The following is a 26,331-nucleotide window of genomic DNA, read 5'->3' as shown; positions in this document are numbered from 1 at the left end:
CCTATGCAACTGCGCGCCAGCGAATTCGAAGTTCGCGAAATCCCGAAACCTGGCGCGCAGTGGGCTGCAGCGCGGTTGTTCGTTGCAGAACACCATTATAGTGGTGGCTGTTCGAACACCTGCGTTTACGCGCACGGCCTCTATCGATGTGGCAGCGGCGAATTGCTCGGCGTCGCGATGTGGCTGCCTCCTACAAAGGTGGCAGCGCAGAGTGTGAACAAAGATGACTGGCGGAAGGTGCTGTCGCTCACCCGTCTTGCGATCCGTGCAGACGTTCCGAGCAATGCGGCCACGTTCCTGATGGCACGCGCCATCCGTCTGATTCGTCAGGATGGTAGGTTCGTTTCGCTGGTCACATACGCTGACGAGTTCATGCGTCACACAGGGGCAATCTACCGCGCTGCCAATTGGACCTATATCGGCGAGATGGCCGCACAGCCGCGCTGGGAAGACGGCGAAGGTAGACAGGTTGCGAAGCAAGCGACTCGGACCAGAACGAATTCCGAAATGATCGCGCTCGGTCACCGGATGGTGGGCTCATTCAAAAAGCACAAGTTCGTCATGCATCTGAAGATCCAGCGCCAAGGAGACCGTAGGCCGATTCGTTTGTCGAACGACAACGCGTTTGCCTGGTTCGCGATCGCGGTATGATCCTAAGCCACAACGGCGGTCCACCACTGGATGACGACGACTACCTGCTGAACGCAGCCGGTCTCCTGATACCACCCGACCTGATCGATCCGCCACATATCCCGATAAACCCGGCGTTCCTGCTGGGCCGCGGGCTGCGCGATTACCAGCATGCGATGCTGCTGGAGGCCGCGCGCCTAATGCGGCAGGGCTTCCGGCGTATTCTTCTGGTCGCCCCGACCGGCGCCGGGAAGACGGTGATCGCGTCCGCGCTGATGCATAGTGCCGCGCGACTCGGCCTCACGAGCGAGTTCATCGTTCACCGCAAGGAACTGATCAAGCAGACGTCGCGCTCTTTCGCAGAACGCGACCTGCAGCACGGCTTCGTGGCGAGCGGGTGGCCGTTCAGCCCTGACACCGGCATCACGCTGACCGGTGTACAGACGCTGGTGAACCGTCTCGCGCTGATCTTTCCGCCAAACCTGGCAATCGTCGATGAAGCGCACCATGCCGTGTCGGAAACATGGTCACGCGTGCTGAACGGGTATCCTGATACCTTTATCCTCGGACTTACGGCAACCCCGGAACGGCTCGACGGGCGCGGCCTGAAAGAACACTTCGACGCGATCGTGGTCGGGCCATCGGTCGCCGAACTCATTCGCCGCGGCTTCCTGTCGCCGTTCGAATTCTACGCGCCTGCGATACCGGATCTCAGTGAGGTTGGCGACGTAGCCGGCGACTTCAATCGCGGCGGCGTCGATCGCGTGATGAACCAGCCGAAGGTGATCGGCAACGTGGTCGAGCATTACCTGTCGCTTGCGCCGGGTGAGCAGGGGCTTCTGTTTGCCAACAGCCGCGATCACAGCCGTGCCATGGTCGAAATGTTCAAGGCCGAAGGCATCCCGGCGATGCATGTCGACGGCAGCATGTCGCAGGCTGAGCGCGACTATTTCGATGACGCTTTCCGCGCAGGCGACATTCGACTTGGGTCCGCTGTGGACCTATTTGGGGAAGGTTACGATGTCCCGAATGTCTCGTACATCGGTGACTGCGCGCCGACGAAATCCAGGTCGAAGGTAAAACAGAAGTGGGGTCGCCCGCTGCGCCTGTCGCCGGGGAAGGTTCGCGCGATCATCTGTGACCATGCCGGGAACGCCGTGCAGCAGCGCCACGGGCTACCGGACGACGAGTATCATCCGACACTGGAAGGTCGACCGAAGAAGGATGTTGCCGAGAAAGACTGGACTACGATCACCCAGTGCCCAGAATGCTTCCGCGTCTACCCCAGTTCGCAGGCACAGTGCCCCGGTTGCCATACGGTTGCACCAGCGCAGCCGCGCATCGTGCGCGAGGAAACCGGAAAACTGACGAAGCTGGAGAAGGAAGCAGTTCGCCAGGCCGCGTTCCTAAAACGGAAGAAGGAAGAGTGGGCCTGCACGTCGATCGAGGAATTCGAGTCGCTCGGTCGAGCCCGACAATACGACCATGCGATAAAGTGGGCATACCGCCAGTGCAAAATGCGCGGCATCTCGACGGCTAGGAAACCGCGCACATGACCGATGAATTCGACGATCTGATCGGCCTGCTGCCGGACACCCGCAGCGAGCATGCCATCCTAAATGATGTCCTCATGCAGTGTTCTGCTCTGCCACGGACTTTCATATACCGGCAAAACACGGGGCAGGCGTGGCAGGGAAGGCCGGTCGACGTGCCAGTAGGAGAGTATGTGCGGGTTACGCCTGGAATGAAAATTCTGGCAGCAGCGCGACCAATCGATTTTGGCATTGAAGGCGGCGGCGATGCTATCGGGCACCGAAAGGGTAAAGCGTTTCAAATAGAAACTAAGGCTTTATGCGGGCGCCAACGCGAAGCACAGAAAAAGTTCCAAGCTGCTTGGGAACAAAGAGGTGGTATCTACATTTTGGCGCGCGATCCGCGAGATGCTGTTAACCAATTGCTTTCCAAAACTTAACCATATAAACATTTCAACTAACCGTTGACTAGATAACTAGCGAGTCGTATTGGCTCACCTCGTTGGTGGCGATGGGTCACCTTAAGGGGTGTTTCCACATGGCCGTTGCAAAAGTTTTCCGTTCGCCCGATTTTGGTAAGCGCCTTGAGCAGGCTTGCGACCAAAGTCCACACTGCCCGCCGCTCCATAAGGGTAGGCTGCAGTGGATCGCCGACGAACTGAAAAAGCGCTTCAAGCTGTCGGTCTCGACCGAGACGGTTCGGAAGTGGATGCACGGCGAGTCGCGCCCCAAGCAGGATAAGAACCTTCTGCTGGCGCAACTGCTGCAGGTCGATCCGACCTGGCTGTTCATGGGTATTGATGCTGACCTTGAGCCGCGCGAAAAGCGGGTCCGCAACGCCATGGCCGACGGCATCGTGAATGTGATCGCAGGCTTTATCCAGATCGATGGCGGCAACCCCGCATTTCCGGCAGAAGGCGACAAGCGCGCAGTCGTCGACAACGTGGATCTGTACGCGATCATCAAGGGTGCAAACTATGCATTCCACGTCAGCCTGGGCAGCGATGATTACCGTTTCGCAGTGCCGACGAAGCACGAGAACGTCATCGTTCTTGGCGTGATGCGCGATGGGTTCGCCATCGACGTGTTTGAGATCAGCGAGGCTATGATTGCCAAGGGGACCAAGCGCGGCGGGTCGATCGAAGTTGTGCTGGATGAGGAAACAATTCAGAATGCATTGCTCAACGATTTCACGAAGAGGTTGCCATGAAGTGGGTTGTCGGGATCGCGGTGCTGATCGTGTTAGCGATCGCGTTCACCTGGAACGCTGCGCCCCCGACAACTGTCGCCGCGGCGCCCCCATGCGGTGCGGCATTTGAGGTTCAGGCGTCTACCGGCGGCCGGGTGAAGGCAGCCGAGGCGGCGAAGACCGTTTGCGGTCAAGCTGCCGAAGACGCTATGCGTGACGCGGTCAAGCGCCGCTACGGATAATCAACTATAAGTTGACAGGCGTGGTGATTCTCTGTAGCCATTCGGGTGAAGGAGAATTGCTGTGGCTGAGTATATCTTCGCAAGCGGGGCTGTCGATCCGATACCCGCTGACGCCGGTGGGCGCCGCTGGTTTCCCATCGACTTCGGCCCGCATCATTTGCGTTGCATCGAGATCGCCGACCAGGTTGTGCCGCAGTATCGGGCCGCAGACGCGCGTCACACCGGCTGCACCAGTCACACTGCGAAGCGGTGGTCGGCTGCCTATGAAGGTGCGAAACTGGCACTGGATGCGGGTTCGTGACACCCGCCGAACGTCGCCGCAAACTGTTGGCCGTGACGCGGTTCGAACGGGCTGCTGCCGACCATGCATTCAAGGGCGCCGCGCATTCGGACGACTGGGACGCGATTGAGCGCAGTTTTCTGCAGGCCAAAGCGAACCTGCTGCGCGCCATGGGTTTTGAAGTGGAGAAGATGCGATGAGCGCTGAACAGATCGCCATTATGCGCGCCGAACTCACAAAGCCAGTTCGTATCGACGGAGAAGAATACCAGTGGGCCAAGGCGTCTGGTGCGGTGTTTGACCCCTGGAACGTTTTTCCTGAAGTGTATGGTAGCTACTCGTCGGATTTCGATGATATGGCAATCCTCGTACTGGAAAATATTCTTGCCAATAAATGGGGTGCCGCCAATGGCGAATCCTTGGCCCATGAAATGTTTCGTAAGATGCTTTGCACGGCGGGGCTCTGTACCTATGGAACGTCCCCACGCGGATGTTTTCCAGACTATGTCGATGGTCGTGACATAAGGCCAGAACTCGAATGCTTGTTGGAAAAGTGGCGCGAGTATCGAATTGCTGCTTGGTCCGATGACTGATGCCCTCCCGGTACGTCCCACGGTCCACTTCATCGCGTTCCGCGGCGAGGAATATCACAGTGCGGTGCGGATCTGGGGAAAACCCGGCATAATACACCGCGTCTGGGATCGCCGGGCACTGCGCGACATCGATCCGGCCGTCGACACTGTCGTTTTCGCGAAGGGGTGTGACGCCGATGAATTTGCCCGGTTCAACGGGCAGGATATTGATGAAGGGAAGATTTCGTGATGGCTTGGTACGGTGAAAATAGAAGCGGTCGAACGGATCAATGGAATGAGGGTGACCTTGTTCGGTATGACGATGGGCCGACTGCGTTGATGCGTGTCACATCTGTTCAAGTCGGCCACCAGGATGAACGCGGCATCGCATGTTCAGTCCGCTACCATGGTATAGCCTTTCATTCTTCTGGCACATGTACGAGTCGCTACCACGGTCAATGTCTCGAACCATCGCCGGCGGACATCGTAGCTTGGTCGCGCGCTCACGACTCGCGCGACCAGTGGAAGCCCGGCGTGTACTGCGCAGACGGAAGCGATGATTTCCCGCAGGTGCAACCATGACACCCGAACCAACCTTCGAATGCTTCCGCGACACCAGCTACTACGACATGTGGTGCGTCCGTCCGATCGCCAACCGCGAGTTCGGCCAAGGGTTTCATGTCGTCCGGCAGGAGGAAGCTGAGCGGCTGCGCGACGTGCTGAATTTGGCGCTGGAGACGGTGGCGGATCTGCGGGAGTACGTTGATGGGGGAATTCCCGACGATGATACGAGTGACCTGCTGATGCGGCTGTACGCTAGCCTGGGAGTTAAGTGATGATAGACGATCAAGTGCGGGAGATCCTGCGGCGTCCAAATGGTCCGAAGTTCTTTTTGTGGGGTGCTACCATAAGGAGCCAATACGACGGCCAGCGTCACTATATCGCAGCGCAGAAGCTGGTCTACTTATACGGTCTACCGGAAGGGTGCTGTGTGTTTGAGAAAAAGACAGATGGCGACACTTACGCCATGCGGGGTCGCATCTCATTAGGTCCACGACCGGCAGGTGACTACCGCGAACACCTGGTAGAAATGTTAAAGACGAAGTGGTGCCCCCTACCATGACACGTAAGACACCGCGCGACCAGGCGAAAGCCCTGCTCGACGAACGTTTCGGCTTAGGCCGCGACGCCGCACATTATGGGATTCGCACTGATGCCATAACGAGCGCAGTTTACCAATGTGCGGTTGAGGTGGTCACATCGCTGCTGGAACCGTCGCTTCCAGATCGGACATTCGCATTTCGCGAGTCCGCCACCAGCCCGCTGAAGTACGTGATGACGCCCGGCGTGACAGTGGAGCCCGGCGACTGGTTGGCGCTGGATCGATCCACTGGCAAGGTGCGCAAAGCCGTTGCCACAGACCTGACAAAGTTCATCGCGCCACTCGGCAGCCGGATGACGGACGATGGTTATTTGGAGATGCCGATATGATCGACGATGAAAAGCAAGCCGTCGTTTTGCGCAATGGGCTCATGGACAGTCAAACGCATTTGAAAGTCCGGATCGTTACTGCCGACGGCGCGATATACCTATCTGAGCCGACCGAATATTACGAAGGTGGTCGCGCTTTCCTAAATCACGAAAGCCGGAACGAATGCCCGTATACCGTGCTTGAGCGCGGCTCTGTGCGGCGCGATCCCGACCTTGCTAAAGCCGAGGCTTGGTTTTCAGGTTGGGATGCGGCTTGGCGCGAACACATGAAGGAACGAAGCACGCGTTTTCTCGCTTTGCCGCATTTCCCAAGCCTTAGTATCCCCTAAGCCCAGCACGAAGTTCATGGATATCGCGGCTTTACGCCAGCTTGGGAGTTAAGTGATGACCGACAACGACGATGAGCGGGCTGTTGTTTTACGCGGAGGGCCTATAGACGGCCAAACGCAGTTTTATACCGGTACAATCATGCGGGTATTTGAACCACCGTCCGTTAAAATTTTACCGGAGTATGATTGCCCCAAGTCAGCACGAGATGTCGTTCCTCGCACCGGCGAATACCAGTGCGTCAATATACAAGAACCCGGCGGGTATTGGCGGTTTGAATGGAAGGGTTGGATTCGATGATTGACGATCTGTACACAAAGGTAAATTACACGCTCAAGCCCGCAGCCATCAGCCCGACGAAGTTCGTCACGTCCGATCTACTCGTTGACCAAGTGGAAGACTGGTCGGAGGTGCGATCGCCCAGCCGCGCGCGGCGCCGCATGAAGCAGGGTCACCGGCAGAACGTTCACCACCGCGTCGTTCCGTCGAGCAAGGTCATTCAGCAGGGTGACACGATGGTGATGCATCCGGCAACCTTGGACGCATTGCAGAAGGTGCTGGACAAGCAGACGATGGATTACGTCGACAAGCAGTTTCTGAACGCGCTGTATGGGGGTGTGGTGCGATGAGCGGGGGAAAGGTTAGAATTTCCCACCCCTCGCGAGAGTTCTTCCAACGAGGCAAAAGCGAACACAAACTGACACTGGAACCACAGCCTATCGCCGACCAGTGGAAGGGCGCTTGCCAATGTGGCTGGAGAGCTTTCGCCTCGGTTTACGATTTTGATACAGGCCAAGATATCATTGCAGCGTTGGAAAGATCGTACGCGGAACACATCAACAGTCCCCAGCCGTCCCAAGAATGACGGTACGGTTGGCGGTACGGCCAGATAAAACCGTGTAGATTCAACGATAATGAGTCCTGCCGGGCCCACCACCCTGTCACTGCCAAGTTTCGCGCGATTGAAGGCGCTTACGTTCGCGCCCCCCCGGCGCGAACGACGGCCGGGACGATTATCGCGTCACACGGCGCGTATTGCCCAAACGACCGAACCCGCGCCGACGCCGTCGGCAACCGGAGCGTCGTCGATGACGTCGACCCACGACCCGCTTCGTGGGAAGGGACAAGTGTCCCGACCGAAATTGGCGACCAGGAGCACCATATGCTCGCCCGCGCCACGCTCTACCACCAGAAGGCCGGACGGATCGTCGTGGACGACCGTCGAAGCCTTGGCGTCCAGCGCGGGCAGGCGCCCGCGAACGCCGATCAGGCGGCGTGTCACGGCGAGCCACGCCGCGCCTGCGCCTTCACCCAGCGCGGCCGCCTCGGCGCGGTGCCAGTCCATCCGTGGTCGATGCAGCCAGCGGGCATCGTCCGAGACCGCGGCGCCTTCCGAATTAGGCAGCCCGATTTCGTCACCCATGTACAGCATCGGCATGCCCGGCAGCGCAAGCATGGTGGCGAGCAGCAAGCGGTATCGGCCGATCGCCGCCGCGCCGTGCGTGCCGACTAGCGAGGCAAGCATGCCGACCGTGCTCGGCGCAGCGCCGGGTCTTGCCTGGAACCGACGTCCCTCCGGGAATCCGCCTGCGCCCGCATAGAAATCCGAGATGCGGTCAAGATCCGCGGCGGCGGCGCGACCGTTCAGTGCCGACCAGATGACGTCGTCATGGCACCGCAGGTAACTGAGCCAGGCAGTGTCGGCGCGGGTAAGGGCCGTGTCCCGAACCAGATCACCGACGATCGCCGAGTCTCCCGTGGCCAGCGCCACCCAAAGCGCCGCCATGACGCCATTGTGGTACGCGAGCTGTGCCGCGCGCGTCCCGTCGGCCGGCTCGATGTAAGGCAGGACTTCGGCGGTTTGCTCGATCGCCTCGGCGAGCAGCGCGACGCCGGGCGCAACCGCATCCAGGCCGGCGCGCAAGGCGGCGACCAGACGGTGCGTCTCGGGCAGGTTCCGGGAGGGCGTGCCGCGCCGCTTCCAAAGATACGGTGCGCTATCCAGTCGGAAGGCATCGACCCCGACATTCGCCCAGAAGAGCAGGACGTCCAGCATCTCGCGAAAGACCGCCGGGTTCGACCAGTCGAGATCCCACTGAAAAGGGTAGAAGCTGGTCCACACCCAGCCGCCCAATGCCGGCTCCCACGTGAAATTGCCCGGGGCCGTATCCGGAAACACCTCGTCGAGATCGTCCTCCCAGGCGCGCACCTCGGCGACGTCGTCGAGGATGCGATAATACGCCCGTTTTTCCGGGTCGCCCCGCAACGCCGCCTGCGCCCAGGCGTGGTCCCGCGCCGAATGGTTGAGCACACAATCCATCGCCAACGCCATGCCCCGCGCGTGCAGGTCGGCGGCAAGGGCACGGACGTCCTCGAGCGTGCCGAGCGCGGGTTCGATCGCGCGATAGTCCGCGACCGCGAACCCGCCATCGCTATCGCCCGACTGGCCCAAGGTGATCGGTAGTGGGTGCAACAGCCGGACCCCCAGCGCGTCCAGCCAGGGCAGGCGGTCGCGCAGCCCGGCAACGGTTCCGGCGAAGCGGTCGACATAGAAGCTATAGCCGATCACGTCGGGCGCCCCGAACCAGGCGGGGCGGGCCGCTCTTTCCGCATCGAGCGCGCGCAAGTCGGCCGAACGCTCCGCGTCCGCCCGGGCGAGGATGGCCGCGATGCGGTCGCGTTCGACACTCCAGCCGGGATGGTCCCGGTACAGCGGCTCCAGCAGGTCGAAGAGCATGTGCAGTCGGTCCGTCATCGCGCGAGCGCACGCCCGAAGAACGCCGCGGCCTCGCCATACACTTCGCGCGATTCGGGCAGGTCCGGGTCGCGCTCATAGTCGCCGTGCGACAGCCCCTCGTAGACGTTGAGATCGGCCGCAACCCCGGCCTGCTTCAGCTTGCGGTGAACGCGGATCGTGTTGGACAGGAACAGGTCGCGCGTGCCGGTCGTCAGCAAGGTCGGCGGAAAGCCCTTGAAGTCGGCGTTGACAGGAGACAGTTCCGGATCACTCATCACGTGGCCATTGGCATAGAGCGCGGCCGCGGCACCCAACAACCCGTCGTAGGATACCAGGGCGTTATCGACGTGATCGTTGGTGAAATAACTGTCCCCGACCTTGTCGAGCTGTGCCCACGGCGTACCTGCCCACAGCGCGCCGGGCAGGGGCAGATGATGCGCCTTTGCTCGCACCACCAGCGCCAGCGTCATCGCGCCGCCGGTCGACGATCCGAACACGCCGATCCGCTTCGCCGGATAGTGCGCGACGATCGCTTTCCAGACCGCTTCGGCATCGTCGATCGCTGCTGGATAGGGGGCATCCGGGGCCATGCGGTAATCGACGCTGATCACCCGGAACCCGCGTCCGGCCAGCAGGATCGCGTCGCGCAAGCCCGCCTTGCCCGGGGCAAAGACATATGCCCCACCGTGGAAATTGACCAGGATGCGATCTTTGTTCTCGACCGGAACCACCGTAGGCTCGATCCAGAATACCGGCACGCCGTTCATGCGATCGGCGCGAACCGTCACCTTTTCGCGCGCCATCAGCGCCGGCAGGACGGTTTCGATATCCTTGGCATAAGTCTTGACCAGCGCGCGCCAGGCCGCCGCCGACGCCGGATGCTGGTTCCAGCTCGGATTCTGCGGCGAGCCGATCAACGCCTGCATCGGCCCGCTGACCGTCTCAGGTACGGGTAGCGGCCGGGGGGGGGCGAGATACGGCTGCTCCGTCGCCGACGAAGCACCCGGCTGGGCAAGGGCGATCATGACGCCGACGAGTCCCGCGACCTTGGATACCGTGGCCCGCATCAGAAACGGAACGTCGCAGAAGCGGTGATGTTGCGACCCGGGAAGGCGCGGGCGGTATTGATGCCGTTCGCGGGAACGCTGTCGGGGACCTGGCCGACCTCGGTGATCGCGACGACGTCGAACAGGTTCTGGGCGTTGACGGCGAGCCGGATCGCCGGCGTCAACGCATAGGAGACGAACCCGTTTGTCATCACATAGCCGGGCATCTTCAGCGTGTTGACGTCGGCCGCATAAGAAGAGGTGGTGCCGATGATGTTGGCGCCGATGTCCAGCTTTCGCACGCTGATCGATGGCGTCACCTGGAAGATCAGGTCGGCCTGGCGATAGGGCACATTCCCGTTCAAGGCCGGCGTGATCTGGCTCTCGGTAATGCGGGCGTGGGTATAGGTTGCTCCGGCCACCAGATGGAAGAACCCCCGGTCGACGCCGCCTTCAAATTCAACGCCATACGACCGATACTTGTTATTGATGACCGCTTGCTGCGGGATGACGATCTCATTGGCTTCGGCGGTGGTCGCACGGAAGGCGGTCAGGTTGGTGAAGAAGCCGTTGCGCCGGAATTTGAGACCGGCCTCCTGCTGGTTGACGAAATTGACCGCGACCTCGTCGGCCACGCTGCCGTCCGCACGAACGCCACCGCCGAACAGGATTCGATCGGCGTTGAAGCGCGCACCCCGGCTGACCCGCGCGAACACTGCCAGGTTGGACATGAGCTCGTAATTGGCGCCGATCGAATAGGTGAAGTAGTTCTTGCGGTAATTGACCGGCGAGGAAGCCTGCGTGTTGACCACCGGGACGCTGCGTTCCGGCGTCTGGATGATGCCGTCACCGTTGACGTCGATCGTCCGCAACCCACCGATCGCGGCGTAGCTGCCGCTGGCCTTGGAACTGTTGAACCGAACGCTGCCATCGAGGTTGAGCGCGCCGGTCTTGAACGAGGCGGCAAGGTAGGGCGCATCGATGTTGTAATCGACGTCATAGTAACGCTGACAGCAATTCCCGAACACCGGTTCGCCGTATGCGATCAGGCCGTTCTGCGTCACCGCCTGGCCGGCCGCATTATACACGTCGAGCAGCGCGGCATCCTTGCCCTTCACTTCCTGCAGGTAGCTGTTCCAGTGCCAGTCCATCCGGATCGCCTGGTACGACTTGAAGTAGCCGAACGTGACGCTGCCCTTGCCGAAGCCGGTGTTGAAATCCTTGTTGACCGTCAGGACGTTGGTCGCGTTGGTGAAGTCGTTGAGCGTGGTGGCGAAGGTGAGCGCGTTGACGCCCAGGCCATTGCCGTTGAGGGTCGCCGGGTTGGTGATGACTTGGCCGGCATTCGGGCCGTTGGCGTAGCGCAGGGAGGCGCCCGTTCCGCCGATCTCGCTCATGAACGTCGTCAGGGTCGCGACGCGGCCCGGGTAGGACGTGGCAAAGCTGCCCGAATTGCTGGCGACGTTGAACTTGTCATCGACACGCCAGCCGCCGCCCAGATCGAACGAGCCCTCCGCGCCACCACCGCGCGTCTTGACGCGGTAGCCGTCGCCCAGGTCGGAAACGATCCGCTGCCCATCGCGACCGATCGAAACGTCGGACCGGAAATAGCGCGACAGCAACGTTCCCGAGCGAACGTCGAAACCGGGGTAGGACGAATATGTCGGATCGGACGCCGACCCGGTCACGCGGATCGGCGAGGGGACATAGATGGGCGAACGGTCATCGAGGAACTTGAAGTTCAGTCGAATGAAACCGTTGGCGAACTTGCGGGTGAGGTTGCCCTTGATCTGCCCGCCGCGTTCGGACGTGTACCCTGCGTCCCGCACGCCGTTGCCGACGCGGTAGAAGCCGCCGACATGGAACCGCCAGTCGTCCCCGATCGGCGCACCATAATCTGCGTCGATCCTGGTACGGTTGAAATCCAGCCCCTTGCTGACGCCGATCGACCCGCCGGCCACTTCCCCGGTCTTGCTGATGAAATTGATGATCGCGCCGGGCGCGTTGCTCGTAAAGGTCGATGCCGATCCGCCGCGCACGACCTCGACCCGCGATACGCTGTAGTCGGGGCGGACGAACGTGTCGGCAGTCGCGAAGGCGATGTCGCCGAAATCGAGCACGGGCAGGCCATCTTCCTGGAACTGTACGAACTTGCCGCCGCCGCTCGCTGCGGGAAGGCCGCGCACCGCGATGTTGGCATTGCTTTCGCCGCCGGACGATTCGGCGCGCAGCCCCGGGATGCTGCGCAACAGGTCCGCGCTGCCCATCGGGGCGAGCTTGGCGATGTCCTGTGCATCGACCGCGCTGACCGAGATGCTGGTGGTCAACCGGCGTTCCGCCCGCGCGGTGCCGGTCACGACGATATCGCCGCCTTCGGCAGGTGCCGCTGCCGGCTCGGGCGCCGCCTGATCGGCATTCGCGGGCGCCGCGGCCGGATCTGCTGCGATCTGCGCGGTCGCGATCTGTGGCAGGCAGACCAAGGCGGTGCCGGCGAGCAGGAATGTGGTGAGCTTCATGATGTCCTCTCCCTGAAGGTCCGCTTTGGTGCGGTTCGACCGTCCGAATATCAGTCTCACAATCGATTGCAATAGCTTTTCCGCAATCGATTGCGATGTCGCCGTTTTGATGATAGCCGAAGGCAAAAGACGGTAACGCGGACGCGATCGGGGAGAACGGGATGCGACAGGATCGGGATTTTGGCGGCGCGTCCGTCGCGCAACCAACGGGCCGATCGCCGTCCGGGCGCCGCCTCTCGCTGCTCCGTATTCTCCAGATGAACATTGGTTTCTTCGGCCTGCAATTCAGCTTCGGGCTGCAGCAGAGCAACATGGGGCCCATCTACAGCTATCTCGGCGCGAGCGAGGCGGCGATGCCCTTGCTATGGCTTGCGGGTCCGATGACCGGGTTGCTGGTACAGCCGCTGATCGGAGCGTTGAGCGACCGTACGGTCAGTCGGTTTGGAAGACGGACCCCGTATTTTCTCATCGGCGCCTTGCTGTGCAGCCTCGGCCTGCTCGCCATGCCCTATAGTCCGACGCTCTGGGTCGCAGCGTCGCTGTTATGGGTTCTGGACGCGGCCAACAACGTGACGATGGAACCATATCGCGCCTATGTCGGCGATCGGTTGGACCCCGATCAGCGGCCAATCGGTTTCCTGACGCAAAGCGCCTTCACGGGACTGGCACAGACTTTGGCATATCTGGCGCCGTCCATTCTGGTGTTCTGGGGAATGGACCGCGATGCGGTGGATCTCAACGGCATCCCGCATATCACCAAGGCCGCGTTTCTGATCGGCGCGGTGCTGTCGTTGTCGACGATCCTGTGGTCGGTGCTGTCGGTGCGCGAATTGCCGTTGACGCCGGAACAGATTGCCGAGATGCGCCGCGAACCCTTGTCCGCGCGCACTACGCTGGCCGATATCCGCAATGCGGTTCGCGACATGCCGCCAACCATGCGCAAGCTCGCATTTGCCATGCTGTTTCAATGGTATGCGATGTTCTGTTATTGGCAGTTCATCACCTTTGCCTTGGCGCGCTCGCTGCACGGGACGAGCGATGCGAGTTCGGCCGGGTTCCGGGACGCGGCGCTGGCGACCGGGCAATTGGGTGGTTTTTACAATTTCGTCGCCTTCGTCGCCGCGTTTGCCCTGGTCCCGGTGACCCGACGCTGGGGCGCGCGCAACGTGCATGCCCTGTCGATGCTCGCCGCGGGTGCTGCGATGCTGGCCATTCCTGGGATAACCACCCAAAGCTGGTTGTTCGTACCCATGATCGGGATCGGGATCGGCTGGGCGAGCCTGATGGGGAACCCCTACGTCATGCTGGCGGATTCGATCCCACCCCAGCGGACTGGCATTTACATGGGCATCTTTAACATGTTCATCGTCATCCCCATGATGATAGAAAGCCTTACTATGCCATTGTTGTATAACAACATTATCAATGGTGACCCGCGCAACGTCCTGTATCTGGGGGGCGTGCTGATGGTCGCGGCGGCGGTTGCGACGATGCGGGTACCGTCGGGCCGACCGGTTGCGGCCAGCGCCTGACGGCTACACCACCGTCGATCCGCGGATGATCAGGGTGGGATCCAGCAGGCGGGACGTCGCCGGCTGACCCGCGATCCGCTTGAAAACGATGTCGATCAACGCCGCGGCGCCGGACACCAGATCCTGCCGCACCGTGGTCAGCGCCGGGGTCGTATGCGCGGCGAGGGTCACGTCGTCATATCCGACGACGGCCACGTCCCCGGGCACGTCCAGTCCATGCTCGCGTAACGCGCGCAACGCGCTCATGGCGACGACGTCGGAGGCTGCGAAGATCCCGTCGGGGGCGGGGTGATTCGACAGATAGGTCGAAATGGCGGCATAGGCGGCGTCGGGCGTAAGGTGCAGATCCAGCATCTCCCCGGTGACGCCCGGACCGGCGGAATCGACCGCTTCCCGGAAGCCAGCCAGCCGTTCGGCGAATTCGGGCGCGCTGGTGTTGCCAAGGTACAGCAGACGCTGGCGTCCAATCGCGATCAGGTGTTCGGTCGCGCGAAGACCGCCCAGCCGGTTGTCCGACCCTACCGTAACGTAGCGCTGCCCCGGCAACTGCGCGCCCCATACGGCGATCGGCGGATAGCGTGCCGCGACGCGATCGATGACCGCGTCCTGATCCGACTGACCGATCAGGATCAACCCATCGATTCGCCCGCTATCGACCAGTCGGTCGAGCCAGTCGCCATCGCGCGGGATGACCCGCGACAGCATCAGATCGTAACCGCGTTCGGTCAGCCCGTCGGCGAGGTGGCCGAGCAACGAGAGAAAGAACGGATCCGACAGATGCTGCCCGGTCTCATGTCCCAGCGGCAGGACCAGACCGATCGCCTGGGTGCGCTGCATGCGGAGATTGCGCGCGAGCTGGTTGGGTTGGAAGCCGTGTGTGTCGGCAAGGTCGCGGATGCGCGCGCGAGTCTGCTCATTGACCGAGGAATGCCCGGACAGCGCGCGGGAGGCGGTGGAGACCGACGTTCCGGCAGCGCGGGCCAGGTCGGCGAGGCTCGTGATCGCAAGGTTGGGGTCGGGATGGGGGGCGGTCATGACGGGTTGCGTACCATCTGAAAGGACCAAGAGATATTAGGTCGACCAAGGATTTGGATCAAACCATCGCACCCGAGCGGTGGTCAGCGACCTCGCACGTCCATGGTCGATCGACGTTCCCCCTAATTTGTGAGAAAAACGACCGATAGCAACGAAAAGCGGTCATGCGGCGGCGCTGTGTCACAAGTCGTCCATATCGCGATGCTAGGCCAGACTTTCCGCACCGATCCCATCCTGCCCAAACGTTTTGCAAAGTCCGTGCCCATGCTGATCGATCGACGTACCTTCCTCAACGGCGCCTCGACCCTGGCCGGGGTTGCGAGCCTTCCCGGCGGGGCGCGTGACCCGCTTCGTCCGCACGGATCGATCGAGGATGTCCAGCATGTCGTGATCCTGATGCAGGAAAACCGGTCGTTCGACCATTATTTCGGGACGATGCGCGGTGTCCGCGGTTTCGGCGATCCGCGTCCCGTAATGCTGCCCAGCGGCAAGCCCGTCTGGGCGCAACGCCGCGCCGACCGTGATGGCGGGCAGATCGCGTGGCCGTTCCGACTGGATTACAACAGCACCAACGCGCGCTGTTTTAGGGGGCTCGACCATAGCTGGAAGGACAGCCAGAATCGGTGGCGTAACTGGGACGCCTGGGCCGAGCAGAAGGGCGCGTTGACGATGGCGCACCTGACGCGCGCCGACATTCCCTATTATTATGCCCTCGCCGACGCCTTCACGCTGTGCGACGGGTATCATTGTTCGCTGCAGGGGCCGACCGGCCCCAATCGTCTCTACCATTTTACCGGCACCAACGGGCTGAGCGTGGGGCAGCAAGGCGTGTATTGCGTCACCAACGGCGGCTGCGACGATAATCCCGGTGCCGACATGGCCAAGGATGATCCGAACTTCGCAGGCCTGCCGTGGCGCACCTATGCCGGCCGTCTGGAAGACGCCGGCATCTCCTGGCGGGTCTATCAGGAGCAAGCGAACTATTCCGATAATTCGCTGGCCTATTTCAGCGAATTCCGGCGGTTGGACCGCACGTCCGCGCGCTATCGCCGGGGTCGCGCCTTCGTCGACTGGATCGATGGCAAACCGCCGGTCGACCCCGAGAAGACGCGCGCGCAGCATCTCATCGCGGCGTTCTCGGCCGACGTGGCGGCAGACCGGTTGCCGTCAGTGTCGTGGATCGTGCCGATGATGGAAATGAGCGAGCACCCCGATGCCCCCGTGCCATATGGCGAGGTGCTGGTCAGCAGTATCGTTGCGGCGCTCGCTGCCAATCCCGCGGTCTGGGCCAAGACCGCGCTGATCGTGAACTATGACGAGAATGACGGATTTTTCGATCACGTTCCTGCCCCGATCCCCGCGATCGATGCGCGCTACGGGAAGAGCAACGTCGACGTGCGCAGCGAAACGTACCAGGGCGAGCCCGTCGGGCTGGGGCCGCGGGTCCCGATGCTGGTGATCTCGCCGTGGACGCGGGGCGGCTGGGTCAACTCGCAGATGTTCGACCATACGTCCGTGCTGCGTTTTCTGGAAAAGCGATTCGGCGTGGCGGAGCCCAATATCTCGCCATGGCGACGGTCCGTCTGCGGGGATCTGACGTCGATCTTCGATTTCGACGTGCCAGCGCAGGCCCGCAAGGATGTTGGCTGGCTCAAGGCGCTGCCTTCGGTAGCGGATTATGTCGCCGCGACACAGGCGCTCTGCCACACCGCACCGCCGCCGCCGATCGCGAACGGACGCGGCGTGCCGATGCAGGAACCGGGCACCCGCCCCGCGCGTGCGCTTCCTTACCGGTTCAACGTCGAGCCACTCTGGTCGGAGCACGGGCTGACCCTGCGCTTCGTCAACAGCGGGCCGGAGGGGATGGTGTTCGGTGTTCAGGACGAGCTGCGGTTCCCCGGCTGGCGGTATTTCACCGTGGCGGCGCAGTCACAGCTCGAGGAGACTTGGCCGGTGGCGCCGGGTGAGGGGGTGGCGCTGGTGGTGCGCGGTGCCAACGGCTTCTTCCGGGAGTTTCGCGGGACTGCGGGGCATGCCCGGCTGGAAACGACACTCCAGCCGTCCGGCCGCGGCCCGATACGGCTTCGGGTACACAACCGCGCGGACCGCGCGCAAATCGTCATGTCGCATTGTGCGCATTCCGGCGTCGCCCGGCACGTGACGCTTGCGGCCGATGCCGTTGGCACAATCGCGCTTCCCGTCGTCCCGGAACATCGCTGGTATGACGTGCTCGTCACATCTGATGGCGGGACGCGGCAGCGGCTCGCCGGGCACGTCGAGACGGGTGACTCGGACGTCAGTGAACCGGCTCCGCTTTTCCCGCATCCCGTGTGAAGCCGCCGATCGCCGGGTTGCGGTTCCGATCCGGACGGGATTGTCATAAACATGTTGCCGAGCGCGGCTATGCGCGCCGAGCATGGCTACCGCAGGCGCGCATCTGGACGAGAGGGACACGCGCGGTTCGATGACGCGGATCCTCGACCGGCGCTTCCTCGGTCTGGCGATGATGGAGTTCTGGGAGCGGTTCGCGATGGCCGGCGTCAAGTCGCTCCTCGTGCTGATCCTCGCCGATGAGATTTTTGCGGGGACCGGTCGGCCTGCGACCGGGGCTCTGGCATTGCGCGCGGTGTTCGAAAGCTGGTTCGGCCCGCTCTCGACGACCGGCCTGGCGTCGCAGGTCTATGGATATGCGGGCGCGCTCCTGTATCTTTCGGTTCCGCTCGGTGGACTGATCGGCGATCTCATCGCGCGGCGTCATACCGTCATCTGTTGCGGCGCCGCCGCGATGATCGCGGGCCTTGGCCTGATGCTGCAAGTTCCCACCTTCCTCCCGGGGCTTGCGCTGTTCATGGTTTCGACCGGAACGCTGAAGGGCAATCTGTCGGCGCAGCTCGGCCAGTTGCTTTGCGGCGAGGTGGAGCGGCAGCGCGGCTACGCGCTGTATCTGGGCTTCCTCAACGCCGGGGTGATCTGCGGGCCGCTCGTTTGCGGGACGCTCGCCGCCTTGGCCGGCTGGCCCTACGCCATCGGTGCGGCGGCGATCGCCGTCCTGCTAGGGGTGGGGGGCTATCTCGCGACGGCTACGCGACTGCCGGCGGACGCTGCTCTTCCGGTTCGGGAAACCGGGCCCGCCACTGCAGCGCAGGGGGCCGGCATGCGGTCGAGCGCCATTCTCGTGGCGGCCATCCTCAGCATCTATTTCTGCTGGTCTGCCTATGAACAGCTCGGCGACATCTTCCTGATCTGGGCACGCGCCCGGATCGAGCTGCATGTGCACGGTTGGGCCATGCCGGTGGCGTGGTTCGTCTCGCTGGACGGTGTCTTCACCTTGCTGCTGATTGCCGGCGCGCAGGGATTCTTCCCGTGGCTTGCAAGGAGCGGCATCGGGCTGGGCCCGGAGGACCATATCCTGCTGGGCGGCCTGTGCTGCGCGAGCGGCTACCTCCTGCTGGCGCTGGCGAGTATGGGCGATGGCCCGTTGTCGATCGGCTGGGCCCTTGCCTATCTGATCCTGATCGATGCGGCGGTCGTGCTCGTCTGGCCCAGTGGCCTCACGCTGATCGCGGCGGTGGCGCCCCCGCGCTTCGTGGGGTTCTGGATCGGCCTGTTCTATCTGCATGGTTTCTTCGCGAGCCTTTGGGTTGGCATCAGCGGCAGTCTCTACGGGCGCACCAGCGATGGGCGGTTCTGGTTGCTGCAGGCGGCCATGGCCGGTGTCGCCGTCATGCTCGCCCTGCTCGCCACCGCACTGCGGCGGCGAGCGTCCGCGGTTCAGGCGACCACCACCTCCGCGTGAGCGAAGGCGCGCGCGTACGGCTCGTCCAGCGGCTGATCGGTGACCAGGATGTCGACATCCGCCAGCCCCGCCGTCTGCAGCAGCGCGTAACGGCCGAATTTGGTGGCGTCCGCGCCGAGCAATATGCGTTTCGACGTCGCATAGGCGATCCGGCTCATCTCCGCTTCGCCCGGATGAAAATCCATCAGCCCGCGATCCAGGCTGATCGCGCCGACCGACAGGATCGCGAGATGCGGTGTGAACCCGCGGACATACGCCTGCGCCTGATGGTCGGAGAATGCGCGATAATCATAGTCCATTTCGCCACCGGCCAGGAACAGCCGGTTTCCGTTGATCGCCCCGAGGTCGTTCGCCACCTGCAAGGAGTTGGTGATCACGGTCAGGCCGCGTCGTTCGACCAGTTGCTTTGCGATGAAGATGCTGGTCGTGCCGGAGTCGATGAAAAGGATCGACCCATCGGGGATCAGCGCCGCCGCCGCGCGGGCAATGCGCAGCTTGGCGTCGGCATTCTCCTCCATCCGCTGGTTGAGCGGCCCTTCGAACACCAGGGTGGCGAGGCGCGCACCGCCATGCTCGCGGATGACGACCCCCTGGTCTTCGAGCGTGCGCAATTCGCGGCGGATCGTCTCGTCCGACACTGCGAGCTCCGCGGCCAGACTGAGGACCGACAGCGTCCGACCGCTGCGCAGGCGCGAGACGATTTCCTTTTGACGCGCTGAACGTTTCTGAATTGCACCCTCCCATGGGCGGTCTGTGGTCAATCGCGGTGTTGAATGCCGCGCGCGCCCTGTCAACGCGCGCGGCATCCCTTACGGGCGGATCAGAAGCCGAGCCGGAACTGCAGCCGTGCATAGCGCGGCGACTGATAGGCAGCCGGCTTCTGATAGTCGGGATTGGGGGCATCGGTGCCGAGCTGACCGAACGTGTTGTACGCCGTCACCGACGTGGTGTTGAACAGGTTGAACACGTCGAGCCGGAGCGATGCGTCGAACTTCTTGGGTACCGGCAGATGGACCACCACGCTGGCATCGAACTGCGTCAGCCATTGCCCGTCGAACGCGGTGCCACGCGGAACGAGCGTGCCGTTGCAGTAGAAGCTGTAGCCGTGATATCCGAAGGCGACCGGGTCGATCTCCTTGGGAACGGTCCCGATGCAGCTGTTATGCTGTGGTGACTGCAGCACCATGTTGCCGCCGATGTCCAGGAAGTCGAACGGGCGGTAGCTGCCGTAAGCCTTAATCGTATGGCGACGGTCGTTCGGCAGATAGCCATAGGCGCCGTTGACGAACGCGGGCGTATCGAAATCCGCGCCGCGGCTGACCGACAGCTGGCCGTTTTCGGACCGGATCCCGCCCTCGTAATTCCCCTTGGTCATCGCCCAGGTGTAGGAAGCGGAGAGGCTCCAGACCTTGTCGAAGCTGCGGTCGAAGGTGAGCGTCATGGCGTTATAGTGACGGCTTGGCTTGGGATAGGACAGGTCGCCGGCCCGGAGCGTGGCTACCGGCGTCGTGCCATCCGGCAGTGCGTTGATCTGGGTAACGATGTCCTTGCCCGGATTCGAAATCACGAAGTGCCGCCCGCCGGGATAGGCCGCCAGACACGCGGCCGCCGAAAAGCCCTTGCCAACGCAATAGGCCCGTTCGCCCGCATCCACCGAAATATCGTCGATCACGTTGGTCAGTTCGCGGTGCGTGAACGTCGCCCCGATGCGGATATGATCGCTGATCTGGCGGGTCGCGCCGAAGATCAGTTCGTTCGCGGACTGGGCGGACAGGTTGTTGGCAACCTGCCCGGCCGGGCTCGACGCCTGACCGGTCGCGGTGACGATGCAGTTGGCGACCTTGGTGTCGGGGCAGGCGGTGAAGTCCGCGTTCAGGATCGGTGCGCCGGCCACGGGAACGCTGCCGTTTCCGCTGACCCCGTTGAACAGGTTGTAGCGGGTGTAGGTCAGCAACTGCCCCGCCACGTTCAGGTTGATGTCCCCGGCGAGCGGGAGATAATATTTGCCGAAATAGCCGAACGCCTTGGTCCGCCCGTCGCCAAACACGTCGTAGGAGGCACCGAGGCGGGGTGCCCATTGATCGCCGGACGTGTAGAAGGACTGGCCGTTGACGCCCTGGTTGCTGAACCGATCGTCGCGCACGCCGAGCTGCAGCCGCAGCCGGTCGTGGAGCATCGACCACTCATCCTGCAAATAGAGCGCCTGGTTGCGGACCTGCCCGATCCCGTCCTGCGAATAAACGCGGGTGGTATAATAATCGGTGCCGATCGGAACGCCGTAATTCGTGGCGTTCGCCGCCGCCCGGTAGATCTTGTAGAACCCGCCGCCGATCGTTTCATAGGTCTGCGTCTGCGTGTCGTGCTCGTGGTCATAACCGATGCGAACATGGTGCGACCCCAGCAACTGGAACTGCAGATCGGCATCGACGCGATAGAACTGCCGCTCGTCGTCGGTATTGCTATAGGCGTCGGTGACCTTGTTCAGCCCGATATCGACCCCGCCCTTGGACGGATCGCGATAATCGAGCACCCGCGGGTTCGATATGTCGAGCGGGACGTTGCCCGAGCGCAGCTTGTTGACCCCGTAAGCCGCCGACAGGGTGAGCCATGGAGTAAACGTGCCGGTATAGCGACCGACATAGTTGACGCCGCCGGCGCGGCTGTCGGTGCCGCCGGTCTTCGCCCCGATCGTGTTGGTCGCCATCGTATAGGCGTAGCTGCGCGTATGCGTGTCGTTGGTCGTGTCGAAATACGTGAACTCGAAATGATGCGCGCCGGTGATATAGCCGTCGACCTTGCCACCCCAGAACGGGCTGGTGTTGGTGACGCCGGTTGCATTGGGCTGGTTGGACGCGGGCGTCATCGAACGGATGTCGCGCAAATTGTAGAGCCCGTAGACGAACAGATGGTCCTTGATGATCGGACCGCTCGCCTGGAACACCATTTCCTGGCGGCTTGCGGTCGCATCGCGATAGTTCGTGTTGTAGGTCGTCGGCGATGCTCCGCGCAGGCCTTGCGGCTCCCACGTGCCGGTGACGCTGGCGTGATAGTCGTTGGACCCGGATTTCGTGGTGGCGACGACATAGCCGCCGGTCGCCCGGCCGAATTCCGCAGGCGCGCCGCCGGTCTTGACTTCGACCGTCTGGTAGAAGTCGAACGGCACTTCGGTCGGCTGCAGGCCCGATACGAAATCGGTGACGTTCAGACCGTTGATATAGAAGGCGTTCTCGGTGAATGCCGCACCCGATACCGAAACCTGGTTGGCAAAACCGCCGTTTGCGCCGGAGGAGCCCTGTACCGCGCCCGGGGTCAGCAGCATCACGTCGCGCAGTGTCCGGCCGACCGGGACGCGGTTCTGCAGCGACGCGAGGTCGATGACGGCACCGGTCGTCGTGTCCTGGAAGTCGGAAACGCGCTGGCGGCGCCCGGTGACGACGATGTCGCCCGCTTCGGCCGTCGGGGTGAGGGTGAAGCTGTTCGCGCCGCCCGTGCCCCGGGTAAGAGCGACGTTCTTTTCGGAATAGGGCGCAAAGCCCGGTGCCGTTACGGCAAAGTCATAGTTCCCGGGGGCAAGTTGCGGGATCGTATATGCCCCGGAGTCGTTCGTCGTGACCGAGCGGCTGATGCCGCGATCCGATGAGGTGATCTTGACCTCCGCATTGGCGATCGGAACGCCATCCCCGCCGTTCACTCGGCCGGATGCAGCGATGTTCGTATAGTCTTGCGCCAGCGCCGGTTGGGCACAGGTGACCCCGCCGACCACGGACGTTCCGAGCATGAGCAGCGCGCGCACGACGACGGCGCGCGAAAATCGCGTTGAACGGTTCACAGATTGTTTCCCCCTGGAATATGACGACGCCGATTGTCCCTGCGTCCTGACCTGCCGTCTAAGTCAGGCTTGTGGAAATTTTGTGACTATCGGTAAAAAATCGAACATGGTGTGTTCTTCGAGCTCGGTGCAGGTCGCCGGTTGGCGCGGATGACATTTGGGTTGCTCAAGCGGAACGCCGTGGTGGCGTGATATGGTTTCGCCGCGCGGGGGTAAGCGTCTGCGGCAGTCGGTTGCCGCGGAATGCGAATGCACCGGTGTACGTAAATGGGCTTGCCAACCAGGCTCGCTCACGGCAAAGCCGCTCGACCAGCGGCGTTAGCGCGCCGCTATCCGATGCAAGGCGCGACCGCGGATGTTCCGCAGCGCCGCAACGGGATCGGGGAGTGGCGCAGTCCGGTAGCGCGCCTGCTTTGGGAGCAGGATGTCGCAGGTTCGAATCCTGTCTCCCCGACCATTTTCCAACGACTTAGCTAAGCGCTACACGGTCGATGTCCAATCGGCCTGTGGCATGATCTGGCCGACGGTCGGTTCGATCGGTCCCAGAACCGGCGTTTTGGCACCTCGCCATGCAGGGAAGCGCGATCGATGCACCGCGCCACGTGAAAACCCAGGCTGCCTGACCGGATCGCCCTTCGCAGAGCGGAAGCGAAGGCGTGCACGGGGACCCTATCGAACGGTGTCCTTCACGCCGGTCATGCGTCCCTGCTCCTTGCTGCCCCGCGCGGTGTTCAGCGCTGTTTCTTGGTCGTGGCGGCGGAGAAGTCGGGATCCTTTTTTGCAACCCAATCGACGAATTTGCGTACGGCCGGATTTGCCAGCAACTGGTCCACGTCCGTTCCATACCGTTCGAGTTCGGAATTCGTGAAGGTGGCGGTCACCGTCTGCTGGCAGATCGGGTGCATCGGAACGACATCGCGTCCGCCGCGACTCTTCGGCACCGGATGGTGCCAGACGATCGTCTTGCCGGTCGGTCGACCGCACAGCCAACAGGCTGGAACCGCCGCGGGAACTTCATCGGATTGAGGTGGGTCATACGATCCGTGCTTCGAATGCTTGCGAGCCATAGGTGTTCTGATTTCCATATTTGGACCGGCACCCCAAGCCGCGCAGCTTGGATCTCTATACCAGCACACGGTCGATACCGAGCGCGAACAGACTTTTCCGCCCTCGAAACGGTCGACCGCCAGCCGGGGATGCGCGCGATCGAGGCGGCGATACGGCGGGAACCCCCGAATGACGCGAACGATCCTCGACGATCGGCGCAGCGAACGGGATTGCCCGCCCGAGGTCTTCAGGGTGAGACCCTCATGCGCGGCATGCCGATGAAATCGCGCTTGCCGAGCTTCACGCCCTGCGCGCGCAGGATCGCATACGCCATCGTCGCATGGAAATAGAAGTTGGGCTGCGAGAAGGAGAGGAGAAAGTTTGCGCCCGTGAACGGCAGCTTGGTCTCACCGACCGCGAATTGGGTGTCGGCGTCCGCCAGCGCGTCGATCGTGTCGCGATCGAGCGCGGACAGCGCATCCATAGCGCGCCGGACAATGCCGTGCAGCCCGGCAAAATCGGTCGGCCAAGCGCTCATGTCGGGCGAAAAGCTGCCGGTGCGCGCGCCGTCGATGCCGCCGATCGAGTGCACCGCACACGACTTCACCTGATAGCCGAATGGAAGCATGTCCGCGGCCAGTCGTGTGTCGATCAGCGCCCCTTGAGTCATTGCGTGTTCCTCGCAGAACGCCTCGGCCTTATCCACGATGCGGTCTAGCGCGCCCAGGATCTGGAGGTTGGAAGGAATGACGGCGTCGTAGAGAGAGAAGGACATGTCGCGGCTCCGGTTGGTCGGGCCAGCATGGCGGTTCCGCAAGCATTGCGCCAGCATGGGCGCAAGCTGGCGCCTAGTTGTTACCGGCGGCCGAATTTCCATGCGCCCGATGCGAACAATAGCGGATCGTGTGGCCTCGCTTCGAACCGACGCGCGAAGCCACATACAACGCAAGTCGCGCGTCTTGGGGGGATGAGGTGAGCGTACCTTGGCACCTGCCTGCCATCCCCCTTGGTCCTTTCGACGGTCCGTAGCCGCTGGTTACGGGAGTTCGATCTTCCCGTTCATCCCCGGCCAATCCGAATACCCCACGGTGCCACCGCCGTACCAATATTGCTTCGGCGCTTCGGCAAGCGGGGCGCCCGTCCGCAAGCGATCGACCAGGTCGGGATTTGCGAGGAAGGGTCGTCCGAAGCTGAACAGGTCAGCGTTGCCCTCGGCCAGCATCTTCTCCGCCAGGTCGAGCGTGTACTGGTTGTTGGCGATATAGGCCCCGGAAAAGCGGCGGCGCAGTTCCTGAAAGTCGACCCCGTCCGGCACATCGCGGGTCTGCTGGGTCACGCCTTCGATATCGTGGATGTACAGCAGACCAATCTCGGACAGAGCATCGACGAACGTGTCGAAAGTCCGCCCCACCTCGCTATCGAGCGGCGTCTTTCCGGGCTCTGTCGTTGCTGGCGAGATGCGGATGCCGACTCGCTTGGCGCTCCACACGTCGACGACGGCACGGACCACGTCGAGCGGGAAGCGCAGGCGGTTCTCGATCGCGCCGCCATAATCGTCCGTGCGCTGGTTCGTGCTGTCGCGGATGAACTGCTCGAGGAGGTAGTTGTTCGCGGCGTGGACCTCGACGCCATCGAAACCGGCGGCCTTCGCCTGTTCGGCGGCATGGCGATAGTCCGCGACGATCGCGGGGATCTCGTCGGTCTCCAGCGCTCGCGGCGTGACAAAATCCTTCATCCCGTCGTTGGTGAAGGCCTGTCCCCCGGGGGCGATCGCCGACGGCGCGACCGGCAGCGCACCGCCGTGCAGATCAGGGTGCGAAATGCGTCCCGTGTGCCAGAGCTGGAGGAAGATCACGCCCCCACGCCGGTGCACCGCCTCGACGATCGGCCTCCACGCCGCGACCTGTTCGTCCGACCAGATGCCGGGCGTCAGCGCATAGCCCCGCGCCTGGGACGAGATGTTGGTTGCCTCGGTGATGATGAGGCCGGCATCCGCGCGCTGTGCGTAATAGTCGGCGGCGAAGGCAGGCGGGATCCCCGCATCGTTCGAGCGGCTGCGCGTGAGCGGCGCCATGACGATACGGTTCCGCAGCTGCAGATCCCCGATCGTGACCGGTTGCAGGACGGGGCTGGTAGGGAGGTCGGACATGATTTGGTCTTCCGTGGGAATGGGGGAACCCCGAGAGGTGAGGCTGCAACGCTTCGCCCGGGTACTTTCTCCCCGCCCTTTGCGAAGCCGCTTCGGGCGGACGTCAGGCGCGCCGCGGCATGCCCGGACCGTGGGGAGGGCGTGACCCGGGTTACGCGGGTGCCGTGGATGGTTGTCTAGGTCTGGAACGCCGCTGTTGCGGCGGCGTAGGCCGCAAGGAAGATCGCTCGATCGTGCCGGCGTCGCCAGAACGCATCGTTGTGCCCGTAAGGGTCGTCGAGCGGCATGTTGCCGATCGTGGAAAGAGCCGCGACTCGATCGGCGCAGTTCAAGGGAAGCGATACCCTTGATAAAATGTACGCTAAGAGAACTGGCCTGACCC

At 62.7% G+C, this 26,331-nt stretch carries 27 protein-coding genes and 1 tRNA gene; 18 read left to right on the top strand and 10 right to left on the bottom strand.

Annotated elements, in window-relative coordinates:
• Positions 1 to 3: 3 nt before the first annotated feature.
• The 14 genes from L8K25_RS00440 (at position 4) to L8K25_RS00375 (ending at position 6,891) form a co-directional block, all read left to right on the top strand.
• Positions 4 to 651: a hypothetical protein gene (locus L8K25_RS00440; protein ID WP_242136958.1), complete on the top strand. Its 648-nt coding sequence runs from the start codon at positions 4 to 6 to the stop codon at positions 649 to 651.
• Positions 648 to 2,186, top strand: a complete 1,539-nt coding sequence (locus L8K25_RS00435) for a DEAD/DEAH box helicase (RefSeq protein ID WP_242136957.1) — start codon at positions 648 to 650, stop codon at positions 2,184 to 2,186. Before L8K25_RS00440 ends, L8K25_RS00435 begins: the two co-directional genes overlap by 4 nt.
• Entirely contained in the window at positions 2,183 to 2,602 is a 420-nt protein-coding gene (locus L8K25_RS00430; RefSeq protein ID WP_242136956.1) for a hypothetical protein, read from the top strand. Before L8K25_RS00435 ends, L8K25_RS00430 begins: the two co-directional genes overlap by 4 nt.
• 98 nt (positions 2,603 to 2,700) lie before the next feature.
• The gene (locus tag L8K25_RS00425) at positions 2,701 to 3,372 is read left to right on the top strand and encodes a hypothetical protein (RefSeq protein ID WP_242136955.1); all 672 of its coding nucleotides are present in this window, start codon (positions 2,701 to 2,703) and stop codon (positions 3,370 to 3,372) included.
• Positions 3,369 to 3,593 (top strand): hypothetical protein, encoded by a 225-nt coding sequence (locus L8K25_RS00420; RefSeq protein WP_242136954.1) that lies wholly within the window; start codon positions 3,369 to 3,371, stop codon positions 3,591 to 3,593. The genes L8K25_RS00425 and L8K25_RS00420 overlap by 4 nt, the downstream gene beginning before the upstream one ends.
• 61 nt (positions 3,594 to 3,654) lie before the next feature.
• Positions 3,655 to 3,894 (top strand): hypothetical protein, encoded by a 240-nt coding sequence (locus L8K25_RS00415; RefSeq protein ID WP_242136953.1) that lies wholly within the window; start codon positions 3,655 to 3,657, stop codon positions 3,892 to 3,894.
• Positions 3,891 to 4,073, top strand: a complete 183-nt coding sequence (locus tag L8K25_RS00410) for a hypothetical protein (protein WP_242136952.1) — start codon at positions 3,891 to 3,893, stop codon at positions 4,071 to 4,073. The genes L8K25_RS00415 and L8K25_RS00410 overlap by 4 nt, the downstream gene beginning before the upstream one ends.
• Positions 4,070 to 4,465 (top strand): hypothetical protein, encoded by a 396-nt coding sequence (locus L8K25_RS00405; RefSeq protein ID WP_242136951.1) that lies wholly within the window; start codon positions 4,070 to 4,072, stop codon positions 4,463 to 4,465. Before L8K25_RS00410 ends, L8K25_RS00405 begins: the two co-directional genes overlap by 4 nt.
• Positions 4,458 to 4,694: a hypothetical protein gene (locus L8K25_RS00400; RefSeq protein ID WP_242136950.1), complete on the top strand. Its 237-nt coding sequence runs from the start codon at positions 4,458 to 4,460 to the stop codon at positions 4,692 to 4,694. The genes L8K25_RS00405 and L8K25_RS00400 overlap by 8 nt, the downstream gene beginning before the upstream one ends.
• 328 nt (positions 4,695 to 5,022) lie before the next feature.
• Positions 5,023 to 5,280, top strand: coding sequence for a hypothetical protein (locus L8K25_RS00395; protein WP_242136949.1), 258 nt, complete (start codon positions 5,023 to 5,025; stop codon positions 5,278 to 5,280).
• Between the two features lie 283 nt (positions 5,281 to 5,563).
• Positions 5,564 to 5,935, top strand: a complete 372-nt coding sequence (locus L8K25_RS00390; protein WP_242136948.1) for a hypothetical protein — start codon at positions 5,564 to 5,566, stop codon at positions 5,933 to 5,935.
• Positions 5,932 to 6,264, top strand: a complete 333-nt coding sequence (locus L8K25_RS00385; protein WP_242136947.1) for a hypothetical protein — start codon at positions 5,932 to 5,934, stop codon at positions 6,262 to 6,264. Before L8K25_RS00390 ends, L8K25_RS00385 begins: the two co-directional genes overlap by 4 nt.
• A 55-nt stretch (positions 6,265 to 6,319) precedes the next feature.
• Positions 6,320 to 6,562, top strand: coding sequence for a hypothetical protein (locus tag L8K25_RS00380; protein ID WP_242136946.1), 243 nt, complete (start codon positions 6,320 to 6,322; stop codon positions 6,560 to 6,562).
• The gene (locus L8K25_RS00375) at positions 6,559 to 6,891 is read left to right on the top strand and encodes a hypothetical protein (protein WP_242136945.1); all 333 of its coding nucleotides are present in this window, start codon (positions 6,559 to 6,561) and stop codon (positions 6,889 to 6,891) included. Before L8K25_RS00380 ends, L8K25_RS00375 begins: the two co-directional genes overlap by 4 nt.
• Positions 6,892 to 7,283: 392 nt before the next feature.
• Here the strand turns inward: L8K25_RS00375 and L8K25_RS00370 are convergent, their stop codons facing one another.
• Genes L8K25_RS00370 through L8K25_RS00360 form a run of 3 tightly spaced genes read right to left on the bottom strand, consistent with a single transcriptional unit; the run spans position 7,284 to position 12,561 of the window.
• The gene (locus L8K25_RS00370; RefSeq protein ID WP_242136944.1) at positions 7,284 to 8,999 is read right to left on the bottom strand and encodes an alpha-amylase family glycosyl hydrolase; all 1,716 of its coding nucleotides are present in this window, start codon (positions 8,997 to 8,999) and stop codon (positions 7,284 to 7,286) included.
• A gap of 14 nt (positions 9,000 to 9,013) precedes the next feature.
• A complete protein-coding gene (locus tag L8K25_RS00365) occupies positions 9,014 to 10,066 on the bottom strand; it encodes an alpha/beta hydrolase (RefSeq protein WP_242136943.1) in 1,053 nt (350 codons plus the stop codon).
• A complete protein-coding gene (locus L8K25_RS00360) occupies positions 10,066 to 12,561 on the bottom strand; it encodes a TonB-dependent receptor (RefSeq protein ID WP_242136942.1) in 2,496 nt (831 codons plus the stop codon). Before L8K25_RS00360 ends, L8K25_RS00365 begins: the two co-directional genes overlap by 1 nt.
• A 257-nt stretch (positions 12,562 to 12,818) precedes the next feature.
• Between L8K25_RS00360 and L8K25_RS00355 the strand changes: the two genes are divergently transcribed.
• Complete coding sequence (locus L8K25_RS00355) at positions 12,819 to 14,093, top strand: MFS transporter (RefSeq protein WP_242137863.1); 1,275 nt, start codon at positions 12,819 to 12,821, stop codon at positions 14,091 to 14,093.
• Positions 14,094 to 14,096: 3 nt separating this feature from the next.
• Here L8K25_RS00355 and L8K25_RS00350 read toward each other — a convergent pair whose 3' ends face one another.
• Complete coding sequence (locus L8K25_RS00350) at positions 14,097 to 15,128, bottom strand: substrate-binding domain-containing protein (RefSeq protein ID WP_242136941.1); 1,032 nt, start codon at positions 15,126 to 15,128, stop codon at positions 14,097 to 14,099.
• A 264-nt stretch (positions 15,129 to 15,392) separates the two neighbouring features.
• Between L8K25_RS00350 and L8K25_RS00345 the strand changes: the two genes are divergently transcribed.
• Positions 15,393 to 17,462 (top strand): phospholipase C, phosphocholine-specific, encoded by a 2,070-nt coding sequence (locus tag L8K25_RS00345; protein ID WP_242136940.1) that lies wholly within the window; start codon positions 15,393 to 15,395, stop codon positions 17,460 to 17,462.
• An 82-nt stretch (positions 17,463 to 17,544) separates the two neighbouring features.
• Positions 17,545 to 18,924 (top strand): MFS transporter, encoded by a 1,380-nt coding sequence (locus L8K25_RS00340; protein WP_242136939.1) that lies wholly within the window; start codon positions 17,545 to 17,547, stop codon positions 18,922 to 18,924.
• Here the strand turns inward: L8K25_RS00340 and L8K25_RS00335 are convergent.
• Positions 18,900 to 19,685, bottom strand: a complete 786-nt coding sequence (locus tag L8K25_RS00335) for a DeoR/GlpR family DNA-binding transcription regulator (RefSeq protein ID WP_242136938.1) — start codon at positions 19,683 to 19,685, stop codon at positions 18,900 to 18,902. The two genes, L8K25_RS00340 and L8K25_RS00335, sit on opposite strands and share 25 nt — an antisense overlap.
• Positions 19,686 to 19,744: 59 nt before the next feature.
• Positions 19,745 to 22,753: a carboxypeptidase regulatory-like domain-containing protein gene (locus tag L8K25_RS00330; protein ID WP_242136937.1), complete on the bottom strand. Its 3,009-nt coding sequence runs from the start codon at positions 22,751 to 22,753 to the stop codon at positions 19,745 to 19,747.
• Between the two features lie 380 nt (positions 22,754 to 23,133).
• On the opposite strand from L8K25_RS00330, the gene L8K25_RS00325 reads away from it, so the two are divergent.
• Positions 23,134 to 23,210: transfer RNA gene (locus L8K25_RS00325), tRNA-Pro, on the top strand.
• Between the two features lie 274 nt (positions 23,211 to 23,484).
• On the opposite strand, the gene L8K25_RS00320 is transcribed toward L8K25_RS00325, so the two are convergent.
• The 4 genes from L8K25_RS00320 to L8K25_RS00305 form a co-directional block, all read right to left on the bottom strand.
• Positions 23,485 to 23,820, bottom strand: coding sequence for a hypothetical protein (locus tag L8K25_RS00320; protein WP_242136936.1), 336 nt, complete (start codon positions 23,818 to 23,820; stop codon positions 23,485 to 23,487).
• Between the two features lie 227 nt (positions 23,821 to 24,047).
• Positions 24,048 to 24,740 (bottom strand): DUF1993 domain-containing protein, encoded by a 693-nt coding sequence (locus L8K25_RS00315; protein ID WP_242136935.1) that lies wholly within the window; start codon positions 24,738 to 24,740, stop codon positions 24,048 to 24,050.
• Between the two features lie 96 nt (positions 24,741 to 24,836).
• Positions 24,837 to 25,949 (bottom strand): alkene reductase, encoded by a 1,113-nt coding sequence (locus L8K25_RS00310; RefSeq protein ID WP_242136934.1) that lies wholly within the window; start codon positions 25,947 to 25,949, stop codon positions 24,837 to 24,839.
• Between the two features lie 176 nt (positions 25,950 to 26,125).
• Entirely contained in the window at positions 26,126 to 26,281 is a 156-nt protein-coding gene (locus tag L8K25_RS00305; protein WP_242136933.1) for a hypothetical protein, read from the bottom strand.
• Positions 26,282 to 26,331: the final 50 nt, after the last annotated feature.

It is taken from the genome of Sphingomonas sp. TREG-RG-20F-R18-01 (genome assembly GCF_022662475.1).
In the GTDB taxonomy this organism is placed as follows: Bacteria; Pseudomonadota; Alphaproteobacteria; order Sphingomonadales; family Sphingomonadaceae; genus Sphingomonas.
Note: the sequence above shows the minus strand (reverse complement) of the source record. Positions and strands in the feature narration are given on the sequence as shown.

Coding starts and splice junctions, on each gene's coding strand:
- L8K25_RS00405 (WP_242136951.1), top strand. CDS start 4,070: ATGAGCGCTGAACAGATCGCCATTATGCGCGCCGAACTCACAAAGCCA.
- L8K25_RS00395 (WP_242136949.1), top strand. CDS start 5,023: ATGACACCCGAACCAACCTTCGAATGCTTCCGCGACACCAGCTACTAC.
- L8K25_RS00370 (WP_242136944.1), bottom strand. CDS start 8,999: ATGCTCTTCGACCTGCTGGAGCCGCTGTACCGGGACCATCCCGGCTGG.
- L8K25_RS00385 (WP_242136947.1), top strand. CDS start 5,932: ATGATCGACGATGAAAAGCAAGCCGTCGTTTTGCGCAATGGGCTCATG.
- L8K25_RS00310 (WP_242136934.1), bottom strand. CDS start 25,949: ATGTCCGACCTCCCTACCAGCCCCGTCCTGCAACCGGTCACGATCGGG.
- L8K25_RS00425 (WP_242136955.1), top strand. CDS start 2,701: ATGGCCGTTGCAAAAGTTTTCCGTTCGCCCGATTTTGGTAAGCGCCTT.
- L8K25_RS00350 (WP_242136941.1), bottom strand. CDS start 15,128: ATGACCGCCCCCCATCCCGACCCCAACCTTGCGATCACGAGCCTCGCC.
- L8K25_RS00440 (WP_242136958.1), top strand. CDS start 4: ATGCAACTGCGCGCCAGCGAATTCGAAGTTCGCGAAATCCCGAAACCT.
- L8K25_RS00315 (WP_242136935.1), bottom strand. CDS start 24,740: ATGTGGCTTCGCGCGTCGGTTCGAAGCGAGGCCACACGATCCGCTATT.
- L8K25_RS00345 (WP_242136940.1), top strand. CDS start 15,393: ATGCTGATCGATCGACGTACCTTCCTCAACGGCGCCTCGACCCTGGCC.
- L8K25_RS00400 (WP_242136950.1), top strand. CDS start 4,458: ATGACTGATGCCCTCCCGGTACGTCCCACGGTCCACTTCATCGCGTTC.
- L8K25_RS00360 (WP_242136942.1), bottom strand. CDS start 12,561: ATGAAGCTCACCACATTCCTGCTCGCCGGCACCGCCTTGGTCTGCCTG.
- L8K25_RS00435 (WP_242136957.1), top strand. CDS start 648: ATGATCCTAAGCCACAACGGCGGTCCACCACTGGATGACGACGACTAC.
- L8K25_RS00340 (WP_242136939.1), top strand. CDS start 17,545: ATGGCTACCGCAGGCGCGCATCTGGACGAGAGGGACACGCGCGGTTCG.
- L8K25_RS00375 (WP_242136945.1), top strand. CDS start 6,559: ATGATTGACGATCTGTACACAAAGGTAAATTACACGCTCAAGCCCGCA.
- L8K25_RS00420 (WP_242136954.1), top strand. CDS start 3,369: ATGAAGTGGGTTGTCGGGATCGCGGTGCTGATCGTGTTAGCGATCGCG.
- L8K25_RS00430 (WP_242136956.1), top strand. CDS start 2,183: ATGACCGATGAATTCGACGATCTGATCGGCCTGCTGCCGGACACCCGC.
- L8K25_RS00320 (WP_242136936.1), bottom strand. CDS start 23,820: ATGGCTCGCAAGCATTCGAAGCACGGATCGTATGACCCACCTCAATCC.
- L8K25_RS00380 (WP_242136946.1), top strand. CDS start 6,320: ATGACCGACAACGACGATGAGCGGGCTGTTGTTTTACGCGGAGGGCCT.
- L8K25_RS00355 (WP_242137863.1), top strand. CDS start 12,819: ATGAACATTGGTTTCTTCGGCCTGCAATTCAGCTTCGGGCTGCAGCAG.
- L8K25_RS00365 (WP_242136943.1), bottom strand. CDS start 10,066: ATGCGGGCCACGGTATCCAAGGTCGCGGGACTCGTCGGCGTCATGATC.
- L8K25_RS00390 (WP_242136948.1), top strand. CDS start 5,564: ATGACACGTAAGACACCGCGCGACCAGGCGAAAGCCCTGCTCGACGAA.